This window comes from Flavobacterium sp., assembly GCF_965277525.1.
Classification (GTDB): domain Bacteria; phylum Bacteroidota; class Bacteroidia; order Flavobacteriales; family Flavobacteriaceae; genus Flavobacterium.
Genome location: NZ_CBDIDC010000011.1, coordinates 544,526 through 561,990, shown reverse-complemented (window position 1 = coordinate 561,990; position 17,465 = coordinate 544,526). Strand labels below are relative to the sequence as shown.

Annotated in this window: 17 protein-coding genes; 11 read left to right on the top strand and 6 right to left on the bottom strand. The window is 35.8% G+C overall.

All coding sequences use genetic code 11. The features are described from left to right. Nucleotides 1-40 precede the first annotated feature (40 nt). The 3 genes from ACQY44_RS22995 to ACQY44_RS22985 all read left to right on the top strand — a co-directional run bounded on the left by ACQY44_RS22995 (nt 41) and on the right by ACQY44_RS22985 (nt 2,048). Nucleotides 41-553 carry a DUF421 domain-containing protein gene (locus ACQY44_RS22995; RefSeq protein ID WP_428232614.1) on the top strand — a complete coding sequence of 171 codons (513 nt, stop codon included), beginning with the start codon at nt 41-43 and terminating at the stop codon, nt 551-553. Between the two features lie 177 nt (nt 554-730). Further along, nucleotides 731-994 carry a hypothetical protein gene (locus ACQY44_RS22990; protein ID WP_428232613.1) on the top strand — a complete coding sequence of 88 codons (264 nt, stop codon included), beginning with the start codon at nt 731-733 and terminating at the stop codon, nt 992-994. A 73-nt stretch (nt 995-1,067) separates the two neighbouring features. Then, on the top strand, nt 1,068-2,048 hold the full coding sequence (locus tag ACQY44_RS22985) for an SDR family NAD(P)-dependent oxidoreductase (RefSeq protein ID WP_428232612.1): 981 nt from the start codon (nt 1,068-1,070) through the stop codon (nt 2,046-2,048). Nucleotides 2,049-2,234: 186 nt separating this feature from the next. On the opposite strand, the gene ACQY44_RS22980 is transcribed toward ACQY44_RS22985, so the two are convergent. The 3 genes from ACQY44_RS22980 to ACQY44_RS22970 all read right to left on the bottom strand — a co-directional run bounded on the left by ACQY44_RS22980 (nt 2,235) and on the right by ACQY44_RS22970 (nt 3,940). Next, a complete protein-coding gene (locus tag ACQY44_RS22980) occupies nt 2,235-2,747 on the bottom strand; it encodes a PRC-barrel domain-containing protein (protein WP_428232611.1) in 513 nt (170 codons plus the stop codon). A gap of 171 nt (nt 2,748-2,918) precedes the next feature. Further along, nucleotides 2,919-3,086 (bottom strand): hypothetical protein, encoded by a 168-nt coding sequence (locus ACQY44_RS22975; RefSeq protein WP_428232610.1) that lies wholly within the window; start codon nt 3,084-3,086, stop codon nt 2,919-2,921. Nucleotides 3,087-3,565: 479 nt separating this feature from the next. After that, nucleotides 3,566-3,940: a hypothetical protein gene (locus tag ACQY44_RS22970; protein WP_428232609.1), complete on the bottom strand. Its 375-nt coding sequence runs from the start codon at nt 3,938-3,940 to the stop codon at nt 3,566-3,568. Nucleotides 3,941-4,121: 181 nt separating this feature from the next. Between ACQY44_RS22970 and ACQY44_RS22965 the strand changes: the two genes are divergently transcribed. The 5 genes from ACQY44_RS22965 to ACQY44_RS22945 all read left to right on the top strand — a co-directional run bounded on the left by ACQY44_RS22965 (nt 4,122) and on the right by ACQY44_RS22945 (nt 9,282). Beyond that, nucleotides 4,122-4,532: a helix-turn-helix domain-containing protein gene (locus ACQY44_RS22965; RefSeq protein ID WP_428232608.1), complete on the top strand. Its 411-nt coding sequence runs from the start codon at nt 4,122-4,124 to the stop codon at nt 4,530-4,532. 311 nt (nt 4,533-4,843) lie between these two features. Next, nucleotides 4,844-5,749: an AraC family transcriptional regulator gene (locus tag ACQY44_RS22960; protein ID WP_428232607.1), complete on the top strand. Its 906-nt coding sequence runs from the start codon at nt 4,844-4,846 to the stop codon at nt 5,747-5,749. Between the two features lie 69 nt (nt 5,750-5,818). Then, a complete protein-coding gene (locus ACQY44_RS22955; protein ID WP_428232606.1) occupies nt 5,819-6,826 on the top strand; it encodes a zinc-dependent alcohol dehydrogenase family protein in 1,008 nt (335 codons plus the stop codon). Nucleotides 6,827-6,829: 3 nt separating this feature from the next. Continuing rightward, a complete protein-coding gene (gene budA / locus ACQY44_RS22950; RefSeq protein WP_428232605.1) occupies nt 6,830-8,413 on the top strand; it encodes an acetolactate decarboxylase in 1,584 nt (527 codons plus the stop codon). Nucleotides 8,414-8,823: 410 nt separating this feature from the next. Then, nucleotides 8,824-9,282, top strand: coding sequence for an RNA methyltransferase (locus ACQY44_RS22945; protein WP_428232604.1), 459 nt, complete (start codon nt 8,824-8,826; stop codon nt 9,280-9,282). A gap of 87 nt (nt 9,283-9,369) precedes the next feature. Here ACQY44_RS22945 and ACQY44_RS22940 read toward each other — a convergent pair whose 3' ends face one another. After that, the gene (locus ACQY44_RS22940; RefSeq protein WP_428232603.1) at nt 9,370-10,740 is read right to left on the bottom strand and encodes a HAMP domain-containing sensor histidine kinase; all 1,371 of its coding nucleotides are present in this window, start codon (nt 10,738-10,740) and stop codon (nt 9,370-9,372) included. After that, nucleotides 10,737-11,426, bottom strand: coding sequence for a response regulator transcription factor (locus ACQY44_RS22935; RefSeq protein ID WP_428232602.1), 690 nt, complete (start codon nt 11,424-11,426; stop codon nt 10,737-10,739). The genes ACQY44_RS22940 and ACQY44_RS22935 overlap by 4 nt, the downstream gene beginning before the upstream one ends. A gap of 264 nt (nt 11,427-11,690) precedes the next feature. Between ACQY44_RS22935 and ACQY44_RS22930 the strand changes: the two genes are divergently transcribed. The 3 genes from ACQY44_RS22930 to ACQY44_RS22920 are packed head-to-tail and all read left to right on the top strand — an operon-like array spanning nt 11,691 to nt 13,959. After that, complete coding sequence (locus ACQY44_RS22930) at nt 11,691-13,019, top strand: hypothetical protein (protein ID WP_428232601.1); 1,329 nt, start codon at nt 11,691-11,693, stop codon at nt 13,017-13,019. 12 nt (nt 13,020-13,031) lie between these two features. Beyond that, complete coding sequence (locus ACQY44_RS22925; protein WP_428232600.1) at nt 13,032-13,451, top strand: Dabb family protein; 420 nt, start codon at nt 13,032-13,034, stop codon at nt 13,449-13,451. Between the two features lie 34 nt (nt 13,452-13,485). Beyond that, on the top strand, nt 13,486-13,959 hold the full coding sequence (locus ACQY44_RS22920) for a hypothetical protein (RefSeq protein ID WP_428232599.1): 474 nt from the start codon (nt 13,486-13,488) through the stop codon (nt 13,957-13,959). A 245-nt stretch (nt 13,960-14,204) separates the two neighbouring features. Here ACQY44_RS22920 and ACQY44_RS22915 read toward each other — a convergent pair whose 3' ends face one another. After that, complete coding sequence (locus ACQY44_RS22915; RefSeq protein ID WP_428232598.1) at nt 14,205-17,153, bottom strand: Ig-like domain-containing protein; 2,949 nt, start codon at nt 17,151-17,153, stop codon at nt 14,205-14,207. Nucleotides 17,154-17,465 lie beyond the last annotated feature (312 nt).

Below are 17,465 nucleotides of genomic sequence, written 5' to 3'. Positions count from 1 at the left end.
TTGCTTTTTATAGAAATTTATTCATCTCAATAAAAATAATATGGAAGAAGTTTTTTTTAAAGACTGGAAAAGTATAGGTCATGTTATTCTCGCCACTATCATCGCCTTTATTACATTATTCTTTTTTCTCAGGATTTCAGGCAAGCGTACACTGGCGAAACTTAATGCATTTGACTTTGTTGTTACTGTCGCTTTGGGATCGACTTTATCCTATATGATGCTGGCCATGGTTCCTTTAGTAGAAGGTGCTATTGTATTGTTCCTTATTATTATACTACAGTATTTTTTTGCATGGACCGCCCGATCATCCAGAAAAATGGAAAAGCTTATAAATGCAGTGCCCAGCCTTATCTATTATGACGGGGAATTTATAGAGAAAACCATGGCAAAAGAGGCTATTACCAAAGGTGAAATATTTTCAATGATCAGAAATTCGGGAATTGACCAGATCAAAGACGTCAAAGCTGTTGTTATGGAACTCAACGGACAAATTACAGTGGTAAGAAAGTCACACGGTCACGGTAGCAGTTCTTTAGATGATATTACACCATAATAGAGTACACTTTGGGAAAGTGAACATCCCCTGTGCCACCTTATGGTTTTAAGATGAAAATTTAAGAATCCTTGCTGAAAATTGTATAAATTCTTATGGGATAGAAGCTGTAATTTTAAGTAATTCTAATTGAAAAAATTAGATCACTGTTACGCTATTAATTTTAAACTAATTTATATGAATCCTGAACATTACTATTATACATCTGAACAATCTTCAGATGATATGACCTATTATGAAGAACAGCTCTTATTAAACTACGACGATTATTTGGACGCATTTGAAGCTAAATTAACCGCCAGCAACCATTACAACTTAGAACTTGGCGACCTGGAAGAAGATCTGGAGGATGATTTTGACTCAGAATACGACGAAAATGATTGGGAAGAAGAAGAATCGGATACTAAACTGAAAAAGAATACACTAAAAAAGCAGCCATAGTAAAACCTTCTTAAACACTAACGCAACCCAAGTTATTTTTAGCAGCTTATATGAATATTATAATGATAAGAAAATGGAAGAGATCAAAATACTCAGAGACAGCCTTAAAGGAAAAACTGTTGTTATAACAGGTGCAAGCAGCGGCATTGGCCGGGCGACGGCAGAAGCTTTCGCCAGTGAGGGATGCAACATAGTAGCAGTAGCCAGAGGTCAAAAAGGTATTGATGAAGTAGTCGAATATTGCCGCACGTTAAACGTTTTGGCTGTTGGTGTAAGTGCAGATGTGTCAATTGCTGAAGATGTCGAAAAAGTTGTTCAGGAAGCCTTGGCTATGAGCGGAAAAATTGATGTCTGGGTAAATAATGCCGGCGTTATGGCAAGTGGAAAATTTGAAGAAATTCCGTTAGAAATTCATCAGCAGGTAATTAAAACCAATTTGTTTGGCTATATGCATGGAGCTTATAATGCCATTACAATTTTTAAAAAACAGAATCAGGGAATTTTAATCAATAATGTATCTATTGGAGGATTCATGCCTGCACCCTACAGTGCTGTGTACTCTGCTACCAAATTTGGAATCAGAGGCATGATGGAATGCCTTCAGGGCGAAATATCAAATCATAAGGATATCCATATCTGTAATTTATATCCTCAATTACAAAATTCTACCGGTAATTTACATTCAGCCAAGTATTCTGGTTTTGATGTGAAGATCCCTTTTATTGCTTCTGACCCACGTGATACTGCTGCTAAAATGGTAGATTTGGCAAAAAATCCAAAAAAAGATTTGTTTCCAGATTTCAAAGCTGCAGCACTTACAAACACTTACAGATTATTTCCAAAACTGGTAATCAATTCAGCATCTGCAGCCGTTCGAATGAAAATGAAACTTAATCCCATAAAGCAGGATGATGCCGGAAATGTTTTGACAAATTCTAAAGAGCCGTTAAGGGTTTATGGAAATCCACCTTCAAAAACAACAAACCTCAGCCTGGCTTTATTTGCAGGATTGGGTATTGGTGCCGCTTTGCTGTTAATGGGTAAGAAATCGTAACTATGCCGCCCCTATAACATTAAATTTGCTTTAAAATACGGCAAAATCGTGGCACATCGCCAACTACAAAAGTAAACTCTTTGCTAACAAAAAAAAGATCAAACATGATTAGATGTTTGATCTTTTTAATGCATTTTTACTTTTTAAAATGTCGGCTTTCTCCTGTAGAATAAGTGATAAAAAGTATTATTTGTTATCAAATTCCCTGCGGTTGTAAAAAGAGTCATTATCACTATAGTACACAGAGTCAGGATCATTTTCAGGATAATAAGACTTCATTACCCTTCTTTCATATTCCCTGTTAAAATTGTCCTGCCTGTTATATCTGCTAGTGTTTCTAAATGTATCATATCCTATAGTGTTAGCCATAACAATTTTAGCATCTTTATTAATAATAACCGATCCAATTGGTATTATAACATGGCTGTCTCCGTCCTGATAGACAAACTCTTTTCCGTTGTCGTTTGCTATAGCATCATGAACCTCATTACGGCTATCCTCAATTAATGCTTTATCTGCTTTCACATCCAGATACACAACACGTTTCATATCTTTATTGACCCAAAGATTATCAATTGTGCCTATTGTTCGGTTGTCAGCATCTACTATTTTCCATCCTCGCACGTCAGAATAGTTTGAGGCAATTTTATAATCAGAAAGTTCGTCTAATCTGTATAGATTTCTATCTTTATTTTCCATAAATTATTTTTTTAATATTATAAATATTTTCCGCCAGTTCAGCTGCAGGGAACTTTGCTTTTCAGTCTGCCCTTACTTCTATTCCGGCAAATCAATTCACAAAAACATCTCTTTATACACCTATTTGAATTGGTGACCAAAGCACTATTTTCATTCCTGCCTATTTCCTTATTATTTTGTTGTATTGTCTGTAGTTGTAGTGTTTTCGATTTCGACACTACTCCCGCTTTGTGTGTGGTTATCTCTCAAAAAGACATAATATACAATTGCTGCGATCAACAAGACTGCTACAATCCATGGCCATACCGGCTTCTTTTTCTCAATTTTAATTTCTGCCATAACTTATTTTTTTTTGATTATTTAATAGATTAAAAAACACTATTAAAGATACAAATGAGATGAGTTTAACAAGTATTTAATTTCAGCAGGATGTTACACAATTCCCAGTAGATGGATCTGAAAATAATTTGAGTTTTCCACTCCACGAAGTGTTCGCAATTGCTGTGTGAAGTCTCCCGACTTCGTACCTGTTGCTATATTCCGTTCCAATTTTATTTATTGATTCTCTTTGCGGATTATTGGAGTGCGTACGAAGTCGGGAGACTTCGCACAGCGAGTTTGATCCTGTATTCTATTCCGTTAGAGCATCATTCTGATTCGTTTTCCTAATTTTCTCCACTCCCCTTTCTCTCATTAGTTCTACTGCATCGAGCATTTTGATCAAATGGATATAAGGCGTCGTCAGGTCAGAGACAGGATCTGCGGGACACGGAGACAATGAAAGCTCCAGGATTTGGCATAGAAATAATTCATATTCTTCAAGCGTTTTTTTTATTAAATGCTTTTTGAAATACTATAAAAGGATTGTCGTATTCTTCCTTCGTCAGGGAAGAAAGATGAAAAACCGCTTCAGAGCACAAAGGCACTTTCACTTTCCATTTTTTGCTTTTCTTTTTCAGGCAGTAACAGACTTTGAGGAAAGAACGTACAGCAGTATAAAACAAAAAAACATTGCCGGGGTTCTCCTGTTCATAAACCTTTGTTTTATAACTATAAAAAACCGCTTGACTTAAATTTTGTTTGTAATAATCAAGATGGGCAAAGTCAAAAAAAACATCGAATGCCTTAAATGGATTTCCTGTCACGAAGCTTGCCCAAAAGCCAGTGTCGTAGGATATTTTATTCTTTTTCATAGTAACGAGATTTAAAATTCTCAAGCGAAGTTCTATGCTTTGCAAAGGATAAACTATTCTTAAAATAGATATATTATCTTACAGAATAGATGTTTTATGAGATATTTTTTTATCTTTGAAATTCATGCTTTTTAACCCAAATGGCTTTATCTTTGAGCCTTTAGAAAAATTAATATTCATTATGGAACAGAAAATACATCAGGGAAGAAACGTAAAACGCTTCAGAGAAATGCTGGGCATCAAACAAGAGGCATTGGCTTTTGATCTGGGAAATGACTGGAACCAGAAGAAAATTTCTATGCTGGAGCAAAAAGATGTAATTGAAGATAATATATTGGATCAAATCTCACAAGCACTAAAAATTCCTGTTGAAGCTTTTCAGAATTTTGATGAGGAGCAGGCTGTGAATATTATTTCTAATACTTTTACAAGTAATGATACATCAACATTAAATGCAGTTAACCCACACTGTACATTTAATCCAATTGACAAAATTGTAGAATTATATGATGAAAAAATTGCGTTGTATGAGCGTATGTTGAAAGAGAAAGATGAAATGATGGTTAGGCTTGAAAAGTTGATTACTAAATAATTATTTATTGAAAATATATTCATTCTAGAAAAGAGACTTTTGAGTCTCTTTTTTTTTTCGAACGACAGCGGGCTTGGAACTAAATCCACCCTTCACTCCACGAAGTGTTCGCAATTGCTGTTTGAAGTCTCCCGACTTCGTACCCGTTGCTATATTCCGTTCCAATTTTATTTATTGATTCTCTTTGCGGATTATTGGAGTGCGTACGAAGTCGGGAGACTTCGCACAGCGAGGAGTGAACTATTTTTTTGAAAAATAAAAAAAATAATTCAAAATCTTAATTATTTGTTTGAATTTCATAATTTAGCAAGATGAATAAAAAAGAAAACGTAGCTGAATTTCATACCCGACATGGACAGGAATATCCTAAAGCAGGACAATTCAACGTGTATCGGAGGGAAGAATTTGCTTGTGACTCTACTTCATTACCTCCAAATCGAAGAGATTTTTATAAAATATCGTTGATATTAAACGGAGAAGGAATCATTTCATCCGCAAATAAATCCATTAACATCAATGGCAATACCATTACATTTATGAATCCTCTGATTCCTTATTCTTGGGAACCGCTGTCAGAAAATCAGACGGGTTATTTTTGCTTATTTACGGAAGATTTCATTAGTCAAAATTTGAAAAATGAAAGTCTATCTCAATCTCCTTTGTTCAAGGTTGGAGGAAATCACGTTTTTTTATTATCAGATGAAAGTTTGAAATTACTGAGTAGCATTTTTGAAAACATGCTGAGCGAAATCCAATCCGATTATGTAAACAAGTATGATCTATTAAGGAGTTATGTGCAAATTATAATGCACGAAGTAATGAAAATTCAACCACCCAATACGTTCTATCAGCCCATAAATGCTTCTGAACGCATCAGTACCTTGTTTTTGGAATTATTGGAAAGACAATTTCCAATAGATTCACCCAATCAGGTGCTAAAGTTAAAGAATGCTAATGAATACGCCTTACAACTCAATGTGCATACCAATACATTAAACCGTTCCTTAAAAGAAATCACGGGGAAAACTACTACCGAATGGATTTCTGGACGAATTATTAAAGAAGCAAAAGCATTGTTGCAATATAGTAGTTGGGACGTTTCCGAAATTGGATATTGTCTGGGATTTGAACATTCTTCCAACTTTATTATTTTCTTTAAGAAGCAAACAGGAGAAACACCCAAGTCTTTTCAAAAAGAGCTTGTTTCTATTTCATAACCATTTGTTTGATTCGCATAATTCTAAGAGATAGCCAAACTCTAATTTTGCTTCATAAAAATATAGTTTATGAAAGCAATACAATTAGAACAGTTTGGCATTGACCATTTACAGCTCAAAGAAATACCAACCCCAACCTATAGCGATAATGAAGTTTTGGTTAAAACCTCAGCCGTTTCGCTACAATATCTAGACCTTATCGTAGTCGAAGGAATTGTTGCACCCAATTTGTCATTACCCCATATTCCTGTTTCTGAAGGTATGGGAATAGTTGAAAGTGTAGGGAAAAATGTAACCCGATGGAAAAAGGGAGATCGTGTGCTTATTCCGTTCATTCCACGTTGGGAAGCAGGAAAAATAACTACTTATACCAATGAAATTAGAACAGGTATACAGGTTACGGGAACATTGGCAGAATTTACGGTACAACCCGAAAACACTTTAGTTTCAGCACCAAAAAACCTTAGCGATGAACAATCGGCGTCGCTTTCGGTAGCAGGATTAACAGCTTGGGCTAATTTGGTTACGCAAGCTAACATTCAGGCAGGACAAACTATTTTGGTACAAGGTAGTGGTGGTGTTTCATTGTTTGCTTTGCAGATTTCAAAGGCTTTTGGATTGAAAGTAATTGTTACAACGGGGAGTAAGGAAAAAGAACAAAAACTAAAAGATTTAGGAGCAGATGAAGTCATTAACTACAAAGAATTTCCAGAATTTAGTAAAGAAGTAAAACGACTAAACGGAGGAATTGGCGTAGATGTTACACTTGATGTTGCAGGTAGTGAAACAATTGAACAAAGTATTCTTTCTGTAAAAGAAAACGGTTATGTAGGATTGGTTGGTTTTATGACGGGGAGTAAAATCATCATTGATGTTTTTCCACTGATTATGAATTACGTTCGCTTACAAGGGTATTCAGTGGGTAATGCCCAAGAGTTGAATGAGCTTGTAAATGCAATTGAGAAAAATAATATTAAACCGATTGTGGATAGTGTTTTTCCAATTGAACAAACACAGGAAGCCTTTCGCAAGTTGAAATCTGGAAAATCATTCGGAAAAATCATTATTAAATTTTAAAAAATGAAAATCAAAATTAGCGTAATTGGCTTATTGTGTTTGTTTTCAATGCAAGGGTTTTCCCAACAAACCTTTAATGGGTTTTCTATGCCAGAAAGTGTAACATCAAACGGGAAACGTTTTTTTGTTTCCAATCAAGGGCAAGATGTTTTTAGTAAAGATGGTGACGGATTTATTAGCGAAATTTCTGCCGATGGAAAATTAATTGAATTAAAATTTGCTCCAACCAAAGATGTTTTGAACACTCCAAAAGGAATCACCATTGAAGGCAATGTTTTGTATGTAGCAGATTTGGAGCGAGTGGTTGGTTTTGATATCAATACTCGAAAGACTGTTTTCGAATTGGAGATTCCCAACGCTGTTATTTTAAATGATATTTGTCGTTTAGAAAAAGGTTTTATAGCGGTTACAGAAACTGTTTCTGGTAATATTTACAAAATAAACACTGGAACAAGAGCCTATGAAATTATTGGGAACATACCAACAATAAATGGCATTTCATTCCATGAAAAGACCAATCAATTGGCTGTTTGTACCAATGGAAAAAATCTTGGTCAAGGTGCCGTTTACATCAAAAAGGGCAATGGAAATTTTGAAGAACTGCCTAATATCTCCAATGGTTTTTTTGATGGTATTGAATGGCTAGACGATAGTCATCTAATAATTTCTGATTGGGTAACATTCCCTACTATTGGCTTTGGAAAACTATGGACATATGATCTTAAAAAGAAGCAAGCAAACTTCCTTTTTACCGAAGAAAGCACAGCAGATATTTATTATGACCATGTTACCAATAAAATATGGATGCCACAAATGTTCCAAAATAAAGTTGTTATCATAGACAAAGAACAACTATCAAAAGAAGCTCAAAATAAATTCAATAAACTGTATAACTTTGGTGTTATTGATGCTTTTATAGGTGGCTTGTATAAAGGAACCCTACCTATAAAGCAACTAAAATTAAAGGGCGACTTTGGTTTGGGGGCTCCCGATTTATTAGATGGTGAACTAACGATGCTTGACGGAAAAGCGTATCAAACCAAATCTACAGGAGAAACGGTTGTACTAGAAGATGAACATAAAACTTCATTTTCTTCAGTAACATTCTTTAAATCCGACACTACATTTTTCGTGAAACCAATTGTGGAACATAAAATTTTATTGGAGCAAATAGCGCAATCATTGAAAAATAAAAATGCAATGTATGCTATCAAAATTACAGGGAATTTTGATGATATAAAAACAAGAGCTTTTCCTCCTGTAAAAACTAAACCCTTTCCAAAACTCGCAACCATATTAGAAAAACAGCAATTTTTTGAGTACGAAAATACCGCAGGAACGCTGATTGGATATTATTTCCCTGAGTATTTAAATGGCATTAATGTAAGTGGGTTTCATTTTCATTTCCTTTCAGACGACAAAAAACAAAGTGGACACGTTTTGGATCTAACAGCGAAAAATTTGATAATTGAAATAGCAGAACTGAAAGGTTTTGATTTGGATATACCATCGGATAAAGATTTTCAAAACTTCAAGTTTAACACAAAGGACCACGAAGGCTTGAAGAGAGTTGAACAAGGGAAGTAACGGGAAAGTACCTCAATTAATTCTTGCTCAAGATTAAATCAGTTTAAAGGCCAAGTCTCCCAACTTCGTACCCGTTGCTATATTCCGTTCCAATTTTATTTATTGATTCTCTTTGCGGATTATTGGAGTGCGTACGAAGTCGGGAGACTTCGTACAACGAGTTTGATCCTGTATTCTATTCCGTTAGAGCATCATTCTGATTCGTTTTCCTAATTTTCTCCACTCCCCTTTCTCTCATTAGTTCTACTGCATCGAGCATTTTGATCAAATGGATATAAGGCGTCGTCAGGTCAGAGACAGAATCTGCGGGACACGGAGACAATGAAAGCTCCAGGATTTGGCATAGAAATAATTCATATCAAACTAACGATAATTTGATTTATGTATTTACAGTTTGTACTTTTGCCCTTATGAATGATAATTTTATAAATGAATATTTTGGGATCGGGATACAAAATGGTAAAACGCCCGAAAATTTGGGTGTTTTGTGGCGAACGGCCCAAAACTTAGGTGCTACTTTTATATTTACCATAGGCAATCGCTATGCTAAACAAGCCTCTGATACCCATGATGCAGTAAAAGCAATTCCTTACTTTCATTATGATACGTTTGAAGCTTTTTATGAAAACTTACCTAAAGGAGCTCGATTGGTTGGTGTTGAATTAGATGAAAAAGCTTCGGATTTAGAAACCTTTGAACATCCAAGGCGTTGTGTTTATTTATTAGGGGCAGAAGATCATGGTTTATCCAGAAAAGTAATGGATAAATGCCATCATTTAATAAAATTTAAATCAGAGAAAAGTTTAAATGTCGCCGTGGCAGGAAGTATTATTATGTACGACAGAAACTTATCTAAACCACGTTCTTAAAATAACGCATCAGGAAATACGTTTTTCAAGGTACTATTTTTCAATTTTTATTGACTTTTAGTTTCTCTATATCCCATTAAACCAGCTTCAAATTATTTTATTGGGAATAATAACTGTAAAAGTTGTTCCTTTTCCAACGATTGAACTAACTTCGATAGCACCATTGTGCAGGCTAACAATTTGTTTAACGATAGACAATCCCACACCATAACCATTCTCGTAGTTTTTATTTTTTCCCCTGTAAAATAAATTATAGATCTGTTCTAAATCGCCTTCAGGAATACCAATGCCATTATCAGAAAAAGTGAGGATAATACTATCGGCAGAAGCATTTATATCGACATGACAGGAATGGTCTGCAGAATATTTACAGGCATTTTCCATAATGTTCGAAAAGGCAGATTGCAACAGGTAGGGATTACCAAAATAATTATAGAAATTTGCATCCGTATCATCCAGGTTGGTGTAGCTTATACCGATCTTATACTTTACATCTTTCTTGTTTAAGAGATTTAATTTGGCATCAACAAGCACTTCATCTATCCGGATATCTGACATTTTTATTTGTGATCTGTCATAATTGGCACGGGCAAAATCAAGCAGTGCCGTCGAAAGCTGAGAAACATGATTTGCTTCTTCTAAAGCATTGTCCAATGATACTTTATAATCCTCTATCGTTTGGTTTAATTCTTTTCCAAGCTCAATTTCTGCTATTAAAATAGACAATGGTGTCCGGAATTCATGCGATATTGTGGTGACAAAATTACGATGGTTGTTAAAGGATTTCTCTAAACGGTTAAAGGTCGCATTAAAGGTCTGAGTAAGCTCATAAAGTTCGTCTTTCGCTTTTGGCACTACTATGCGTTTGTTCAGATTATGTTCGGATATATCTCTGATTTGAAAAATAATATCCTTTAAAGGTTTTAATGTATAATAAGAAAATCCAAAACCTATTATAAATATCAACACTACAGAAGTAAAATAGACATAAAGCAGGTTCTCCTTGAAAGCATTAATATGATTTAGACCGGTCACGTCTACTGCCCTGCCTATTACGTAAAATTCCCTGTCATGATCTATATATAAAATACCCCGGTACTGGTATTTATTGTCGAACCAGTTTAATGACCGATTCTTCTTTATGGATTGCAGTATTTTTTTACTGCCAAGCGGTGGTATATTATCTGAAAAATAAAGATTAAAGTTGCTGTCGTAAACGCTTATATCAGCTTCATTAAGTACTTTCTTGTTTTTAGTATGAAGAAATTGAATCAGATTTTTATTGATTTGTGCATCAAATATAAACTCGGCACGCCATATTATTTTATAATCAAGCCGATCAAAAAATTCATCTTTTCTGTTTTTTTCAGACACAAAATATACGCTGTAGGCAAAAACAAAAAGGATAAAAGCCGTTAGAATGGCATAAGCAAGAGCTGTTCGGGTTACTAATTTCATAGTTTATTGCTTAAAATAAATCCCATCCCTACTTTAGTGTGAATTAGTTTTTGATCAAAACCTTTGTCGATCTTTTTTCTCAGATAGGCTATATATACATCGATATAATTGGTTCCGGTATCAAAATTATTGCCCCAGACATTATCTGCTATTTCATCACGTGTAAGCAGTCTTTCCGGATTCTGCATCATAAAGTAGAGCAGATTAAATTCTTTAGGCGTTAGATTAATGGTCTGCCCTTCCCGATAGATAACCTTGGTTCTTTTATCGAGAATAAGATCATTATAAACGATTTGAGCGGTTTCTTCGAAAGTATTACCTGAATCATGTTTGCGTTGAAGCAGGGCTTTAACCCTTGCGTAAAGTTCACGTATTTCAAAGGGTTTTACCAGATAATCATCTGCACCGGCATCAAAACCTTCAATCTTTTCATCGATAGTGCCCAATGCTGTCAGCATAATTATGGGTGTTTTTTTTCCTGCCTGGCGGATTTTTTTACAGAAAGTTATGCCGTCCATTGCAGCGAGCATAATGTCTGTGATGATTAATTCAAAATCAATTCTCTCTAAAAGTACCAGTCCTTCTTCTGCTTCTTCTGCAATATATACCTGGTAGCCCTGGCTTTCAAGTCCTCGTTTAAGAAGGGCAGATACACGGCTGTTATCTTCAACTATCAATATCTTCATTTGTATCCGTTGATTTTAAAATCGGAATCAAATTTACGACAATATTTCTTTTTGTAAAAGGCTACTATCAGTGATCTAATTAGAGTAATATTAAAAAAAACACTGATTTACAAATACTTAAATCTAAAATAACGGTTTCTCTAATAACATTCTAAAAGCTTTCTAATACTTTTCTAATACCCCTAAGCCTAAGCTGAATTTACCTTTGTCCTGTCAAAAACAAGTAGTGATCACTACCAAACTAAATATAAATTTTAACGATACATGAAAACAAAATATTTAAAAATTGGGATCTGTTTTTCTCTGTTTGCAGGGCTAACAAACACAGTAAGTGCCCAAAAAAAGAACGATTTTGGAAACCCTGCGCTTACGCATTATTTAAACGATGAAAAAACACGCTCTATATCCTTTAGCGGTTATACCGAAATATGGGCACGTTATCTGGAGCTGAATCCGGGAAGTTTGGTAAACGGTGAGCAGGTCAATAGCATTTCCGACTTGTCGCTAAGAAGAGTAAGGGTAAAAATGGCGTATCAGCCTACTGAAAAATTCACCTTTATCTTGCAGGGTGGTTTGACTAACGTAAATGTGGCCTCTAAAACAACACCTGCATTTGAACTTTTAGATGCCTACGCAGAATACAAATTCAACGATATCATTGCTGCCGGTGCAGGCCGATCTACCTGGAGAGGATTATCAAGATTTACTACAGGGCCATTAAACACTTTACTATACGATTTACCGTCTTATGCTACCGGAAATGCAGGTATATCTGATGAAACAGTACGAGAGCTAAGTGTTTATGCAAAAGGGCAAATAGGCAAGTTTGATTACCGTGTGGTGATTGCAGATCCGTATACCAATGTCAGTGCAGACCCTCAATACAATGTGGCTACATTTAGTAAAATGAGTCCTAACAAAGACTACTCGGGTTATTTTAAATATGAATTTTTTGAAACAGAAAACAATTCATCCCCTTTTCATTCAGGAACTTATAGTGGTAAAAAGAAAGTTCTTGCGTTAGGAGCAGGATTCGAATACATGCACAATGCGCTGTGGCACTTAGACGAAACGAAAACCACCATTAATGATGATGAAAAAAGTTTTGCTGTCGACCTTTTCTACGATACTCCCATAAACAAAGACCGCGGTACCTCTTTTAGTGCTTACGCCATGGCAATGAATAATAATTATGGTCCTAACTATGTACGTTATTCCGGTGTCAGCAATCCTGCAAGTGGTGTAAATACAGCTGCAAGCAGCCTTAACGGTGCCGGTAATAATTCACCAGTGATAGGAACCGGAAATACATATTATCTACAAATTGGTGGTACGCTACCCTACTTTAACAAAGACAAAAACAATCTACAACTACAACCCGCAGCCAGTGTTATGCTTTCAGATCTTGACGGGCTTCATGATAAAGCATTAACGTATGATGCAGGTGTCTCTTTGTTGATGAACGGTATGTCATCAAGACTGACCGTTGACGCTCAAAATCGTCCCATCTACACCTTAAATGATGCAAATCTGGCCACGGTATCCGACCGAAAATGGCAGTTTGTTTTGAAATACAGAATCGATTTTAATTAAAAGCTACATATTATGAAACGAAGAAATTTTATTATCACATCAGCGAGTGCCGGAGCCCTTGCGCTTACGGGAGGTAAAGTATTGGCAAATACTTTAAAAGAAGTAACACCTCAACCTAAAACCGTTTATTTTCACTACCTGCTCCTTTGGCTTAAACCGGAACTTACAGCAGCTCAGGTAAAAGATTTTCAGCACTTTTTTGAAGGGCTTAAAAAGTTGCCTTATGTCAAAAATGTACGTTATGGCGGACCGGCAAACTCAACTCCAAGACCCGTAATGGACAATTCATTTACTTATAATGCCTCAATGGAATTTGATTCTCTTGAAGACTTAGAAACCTATGGTAAGCTTGACGGACATCTTGCTCTGGTAGCGAAATACAAACCGTTCTTTAATAAAATGATGGTTCACGATTCTGTGTACAATCAATAACTAAATAATTATTACTTTTAAATTTAATAACAAAATGAAAAATTTATTAAAAGGATTTATCCTAATTGTAGCCTTTATGTCAGCAAACAGCAATTATGCACAAGATCATAAAAAAGTTCAGGTGAAAGCCCTCGAAGAAGCTTCGGAGATTCCTGCCTACCGCCTTATCAATAATCCTGATGGCAGCTGTTCCTTCGAAAAAGGTTCTATACCGTCATTAAAGCACATGAACACCGCTTCGTTCTGGTACAGCAATAAAACGGAAGCGTGGGAAAAAAATGCACATCCGGCACCAAGAAAACAATATGTAATCACTGTTAAAGGCAAAATCAAATTTAAGGTATCAGATGGCAGTACTTTTATAATAGAACCAGGTGTCGTATTACTCGCTGAAGATCTAAAAGGAAAAGGCCACAGCTGGGATATGGTGGATAGTGATGTTTGGGAACGATTGTATATTCCTATTACAGAAAATTCAGATGATCTTTTTCAGCCTGAATCAAAATAGGTTTAAATCTTTATTTAAAATAAAAAAAGGTGTTTGAATATCAAACACCTTTTTGTTGTTACTGAGATAACCTTATTCTCATTTTCGATTAATTATTTCATTATATCGAAGGTTAAAAGTACCCTCTGTTACCTTTATGACTACACCTGTATCAAAACTTCGAATTTTTCCTGAATTACAGATTATTATGTTGCGATTTACAGCTTCCCCCTCCGATTAATCTTTTAAGAATTAAATTTAATGGATTATTTAACAATCAGCTTTTTAGAAACATTAAAAGCATTAGAACTAATGGTAACAACATATATTCCTGAAGCTAGATCATGATTGATTTTTGAAGATGCATTTAGTTTTTTTACCAAAACCTTTCTTCCGTTTATATCATTAATCGTTACTGTTGCTGTATCTCCGGTTTCTAATTCCGGCAATACAATATTAAATTCTTTGTTGACCGCCGGATTGGGATAAATACCAACAAAAGAATTATTATCGTTAGTGACTTCAGCCTGATTAACATCAATTTTCTTTGCCGTAGCAGTACTTTGAAATTGCCATTGTGCACTTTCCCAATTATTTTGAGCTCCGGCGTATTGAGCAGCCCCATTTAGATTCTCTATATGAATCATACTGCCTGTTTGCCATCTGTTTTTAATTCTTACCCACGTACCGTCAACATTTTCGTTAGACCATTGTGCGCTGTACCAACCAGAAGATCCTGCAGTACATTGTACCGCTCCGGTTAGGTTTTCAATATGCATTATATCTCCGGTACCTACGTTTTTTAATATAAAATAAGTAGCATCGACAGCTACTTTTTCCCATTTGTAGTTATTGTTGGCAACTGTAGCTCCATAACCCACATTGGCACCGGTATCGTATAAATAATTATTGGTCCATTTATTTTTAATGGTAAAATAAGCCCCGGTGGCAGTAGTTACTGTTATTGTTGCCGTGCTTGTTTTATTTCCGTCTGCAGTGGTGACCGTAATGGTTGCTGATCCGTTAGCAATTGCAGTTACCAAACCTGCTGCATTGACCGTTGCTATGCCAGTATTGTTAGAGCTATAACTCACCGATTTATTGGTTGCATTAGATGGCAAAACTGTTGGTGTCAATTGTTGTGTTGCACCAACACTTAGAGTAGCTGTTGTTGGATTAAGACTCACACTTGTTACCGCTACATTTGATGCATTTACCGTAATGGCAGTAGTTGCTGTTTTTGCACCATCCTGAGTTGTCACAGTAATTGTTGCAGATCCGGAAGCAATTGCGGTTATTATACCTGTCCCGTTTACGGTTGCCACACCAGTATTGTTAGAACTGTAACTCACTGTTTTGTTTGTGGCATTGGCCGGAGCAACAGTGGGGGTTAATTGTTGTGTTGCACCCACGCCTAAAGTAGCTGTTGCCGGGTTAACCGTAACGCCTGTAACCGGAACTGATGTGCTGGAACAGCTACTGCTTTGTGTCCATGAAAATGTACCAATTGCACTCGATTCTTCATTAGCTGTGGCATTACCGCCTCTATTGGAATAATTCATATTACAGTATGTACCATTTCCGGCAGGAGAACCTGCTATCAATACAAAATAACCTCTGCCCCAATTTCTGTTAAGTGCATTATTGTTTGGATATTCCTTACCGGTTCCGTTAACCGTTATATCTTTAAAACTAAGATTATAAATACCGTCTCCTGATCTTTTGCTTATAGATATAGCATCATTTCTGGAATCTAAAATATCAATATTATAAAGCTGGACATTTTTAACCTGAGAACCAGCATTAGTGGCACTAAAAATGTCTACCGCCGCTACAGGATTGTTATAGGTATCATTAAAAGTTCCGCATGCTGTTATCGTAATATCGTGTATTTCGTGCATACCATCATTGTTAAATGGTGCTCCTGGAAAATTATTACTAACCCTGATCCCTGCTTCTAAGTTATCTTTTATAATTAAATTGTACGCTTTATTATTTTTACCTCCGTAGATAGCCAAGCCACAAGCACGCCAGCAGTTTTCTGAAGTATTGTATCGAAACGTATTATTGATACATTCCTGTCCATCAGCTGACCAGATCGCCTGATCATCATCACCATTGTTTCTAAAGTTACAATGCTCTACAATGGCATTGGCGGTTCCTTTACACAGATTAATCCCGTCAGCATAATTGTTTCTAAAACGACAATGAGACAGGGTAAATCCATCGGCAATTGCTGGTCCTCCCGTATTATATTGTGCAATCCAGGCACCGCACTCAAAATGTTCTGCCCAAATATTTTTTAATGTCGAACCGCTTGTAAAAACTCCGTTTATGGCTTTATAAGAATTACTTCTTGAAGCCGAATTTGTTGTCAGGTAAAGATCTGTAAATGAAATATTGGTTGCATTGGCACGTAATCCTCCATTTAAGCTGCTCGTGTTAGTAAAATTAATTTGGGTATACCACATTCCGGCACCTATCAAAGAAGTGTTGGCAGTCCCAAAATACAATTCCCGATTCACATTAAAAACACCACTTGGTACAAATATTTTTTTACCGCCGTTTGCATCAATAAAAGTCTGTAGATCGCTTCCGTTCCCCGTATAAGTAACAGAACCTGCTGGAGCTGTAACGGCCGTTGGAACTGGTTCCATCTCAGCGAAATCCACATGAACATTCCCTGTTTCTCTTACTAGTCTTAACTGTCCGGATGCAGCAATTTTAGCAGGAAGCTTATAACGTACTTCGTCAAATCGCATTCTTGGATTCTGATTCGTAATCCCGCCATTATTAGGATTTCCATTGCTCCACAAATATTCCCACGACCAGGTTGCTGTCAGAGTCAAAGTGGTAATTTTTGTATTCCCATTATACACACCCAAAGTGGCCGTTTGTCCATCAGGAACACTGTATCGGATTACAAGTCCGTCTGCAGCTTCGGTAAGTGTCCATTGTACTGTAGCGTTGGTAGCAGACATATTTACACATTGCTGATCTGACGTTTCTGATTGAAGATCAGCCTGAGCATATGATTTTGGAGTAGTCGAAGCTCCATTAGACAACTGGCCCAAGTTTGCTTCATACCTTTTGTAAGGGGCATCATAATACCCCCGCTGTGCCTGTAGACCTGAAGTTAAGAGGATAAAAAAAAGCCACATTGCGGGACAATATTGGACCCTTTTAAAAAAAATAGTAAGTAATTGATTCTTCATAATTTTTGGTTTTTAAATTAGTAAGTTAGTTCCTAAAAAAAGGACAAAACGAAACTAGACTTAAAAAAGAAACTAAAAAAAGAATGTACTAAAAATCAAGATGAAGATAACGTTTTCGCTAACACAATTAACTAACAATCAGCATTATACATTTTTAATCAAAATATTAAATCAAGAAGATATATAGATAGCGTATTTGTTATTTCAAGCGAAAAACAAGTTTGTTAGTGTTTGTAAGAATTTAAAATAGCTTCAAAACTTACATTCCGTATCTATTCTCTTAAAAAAAATCAGGATCACATCTTTTTATTC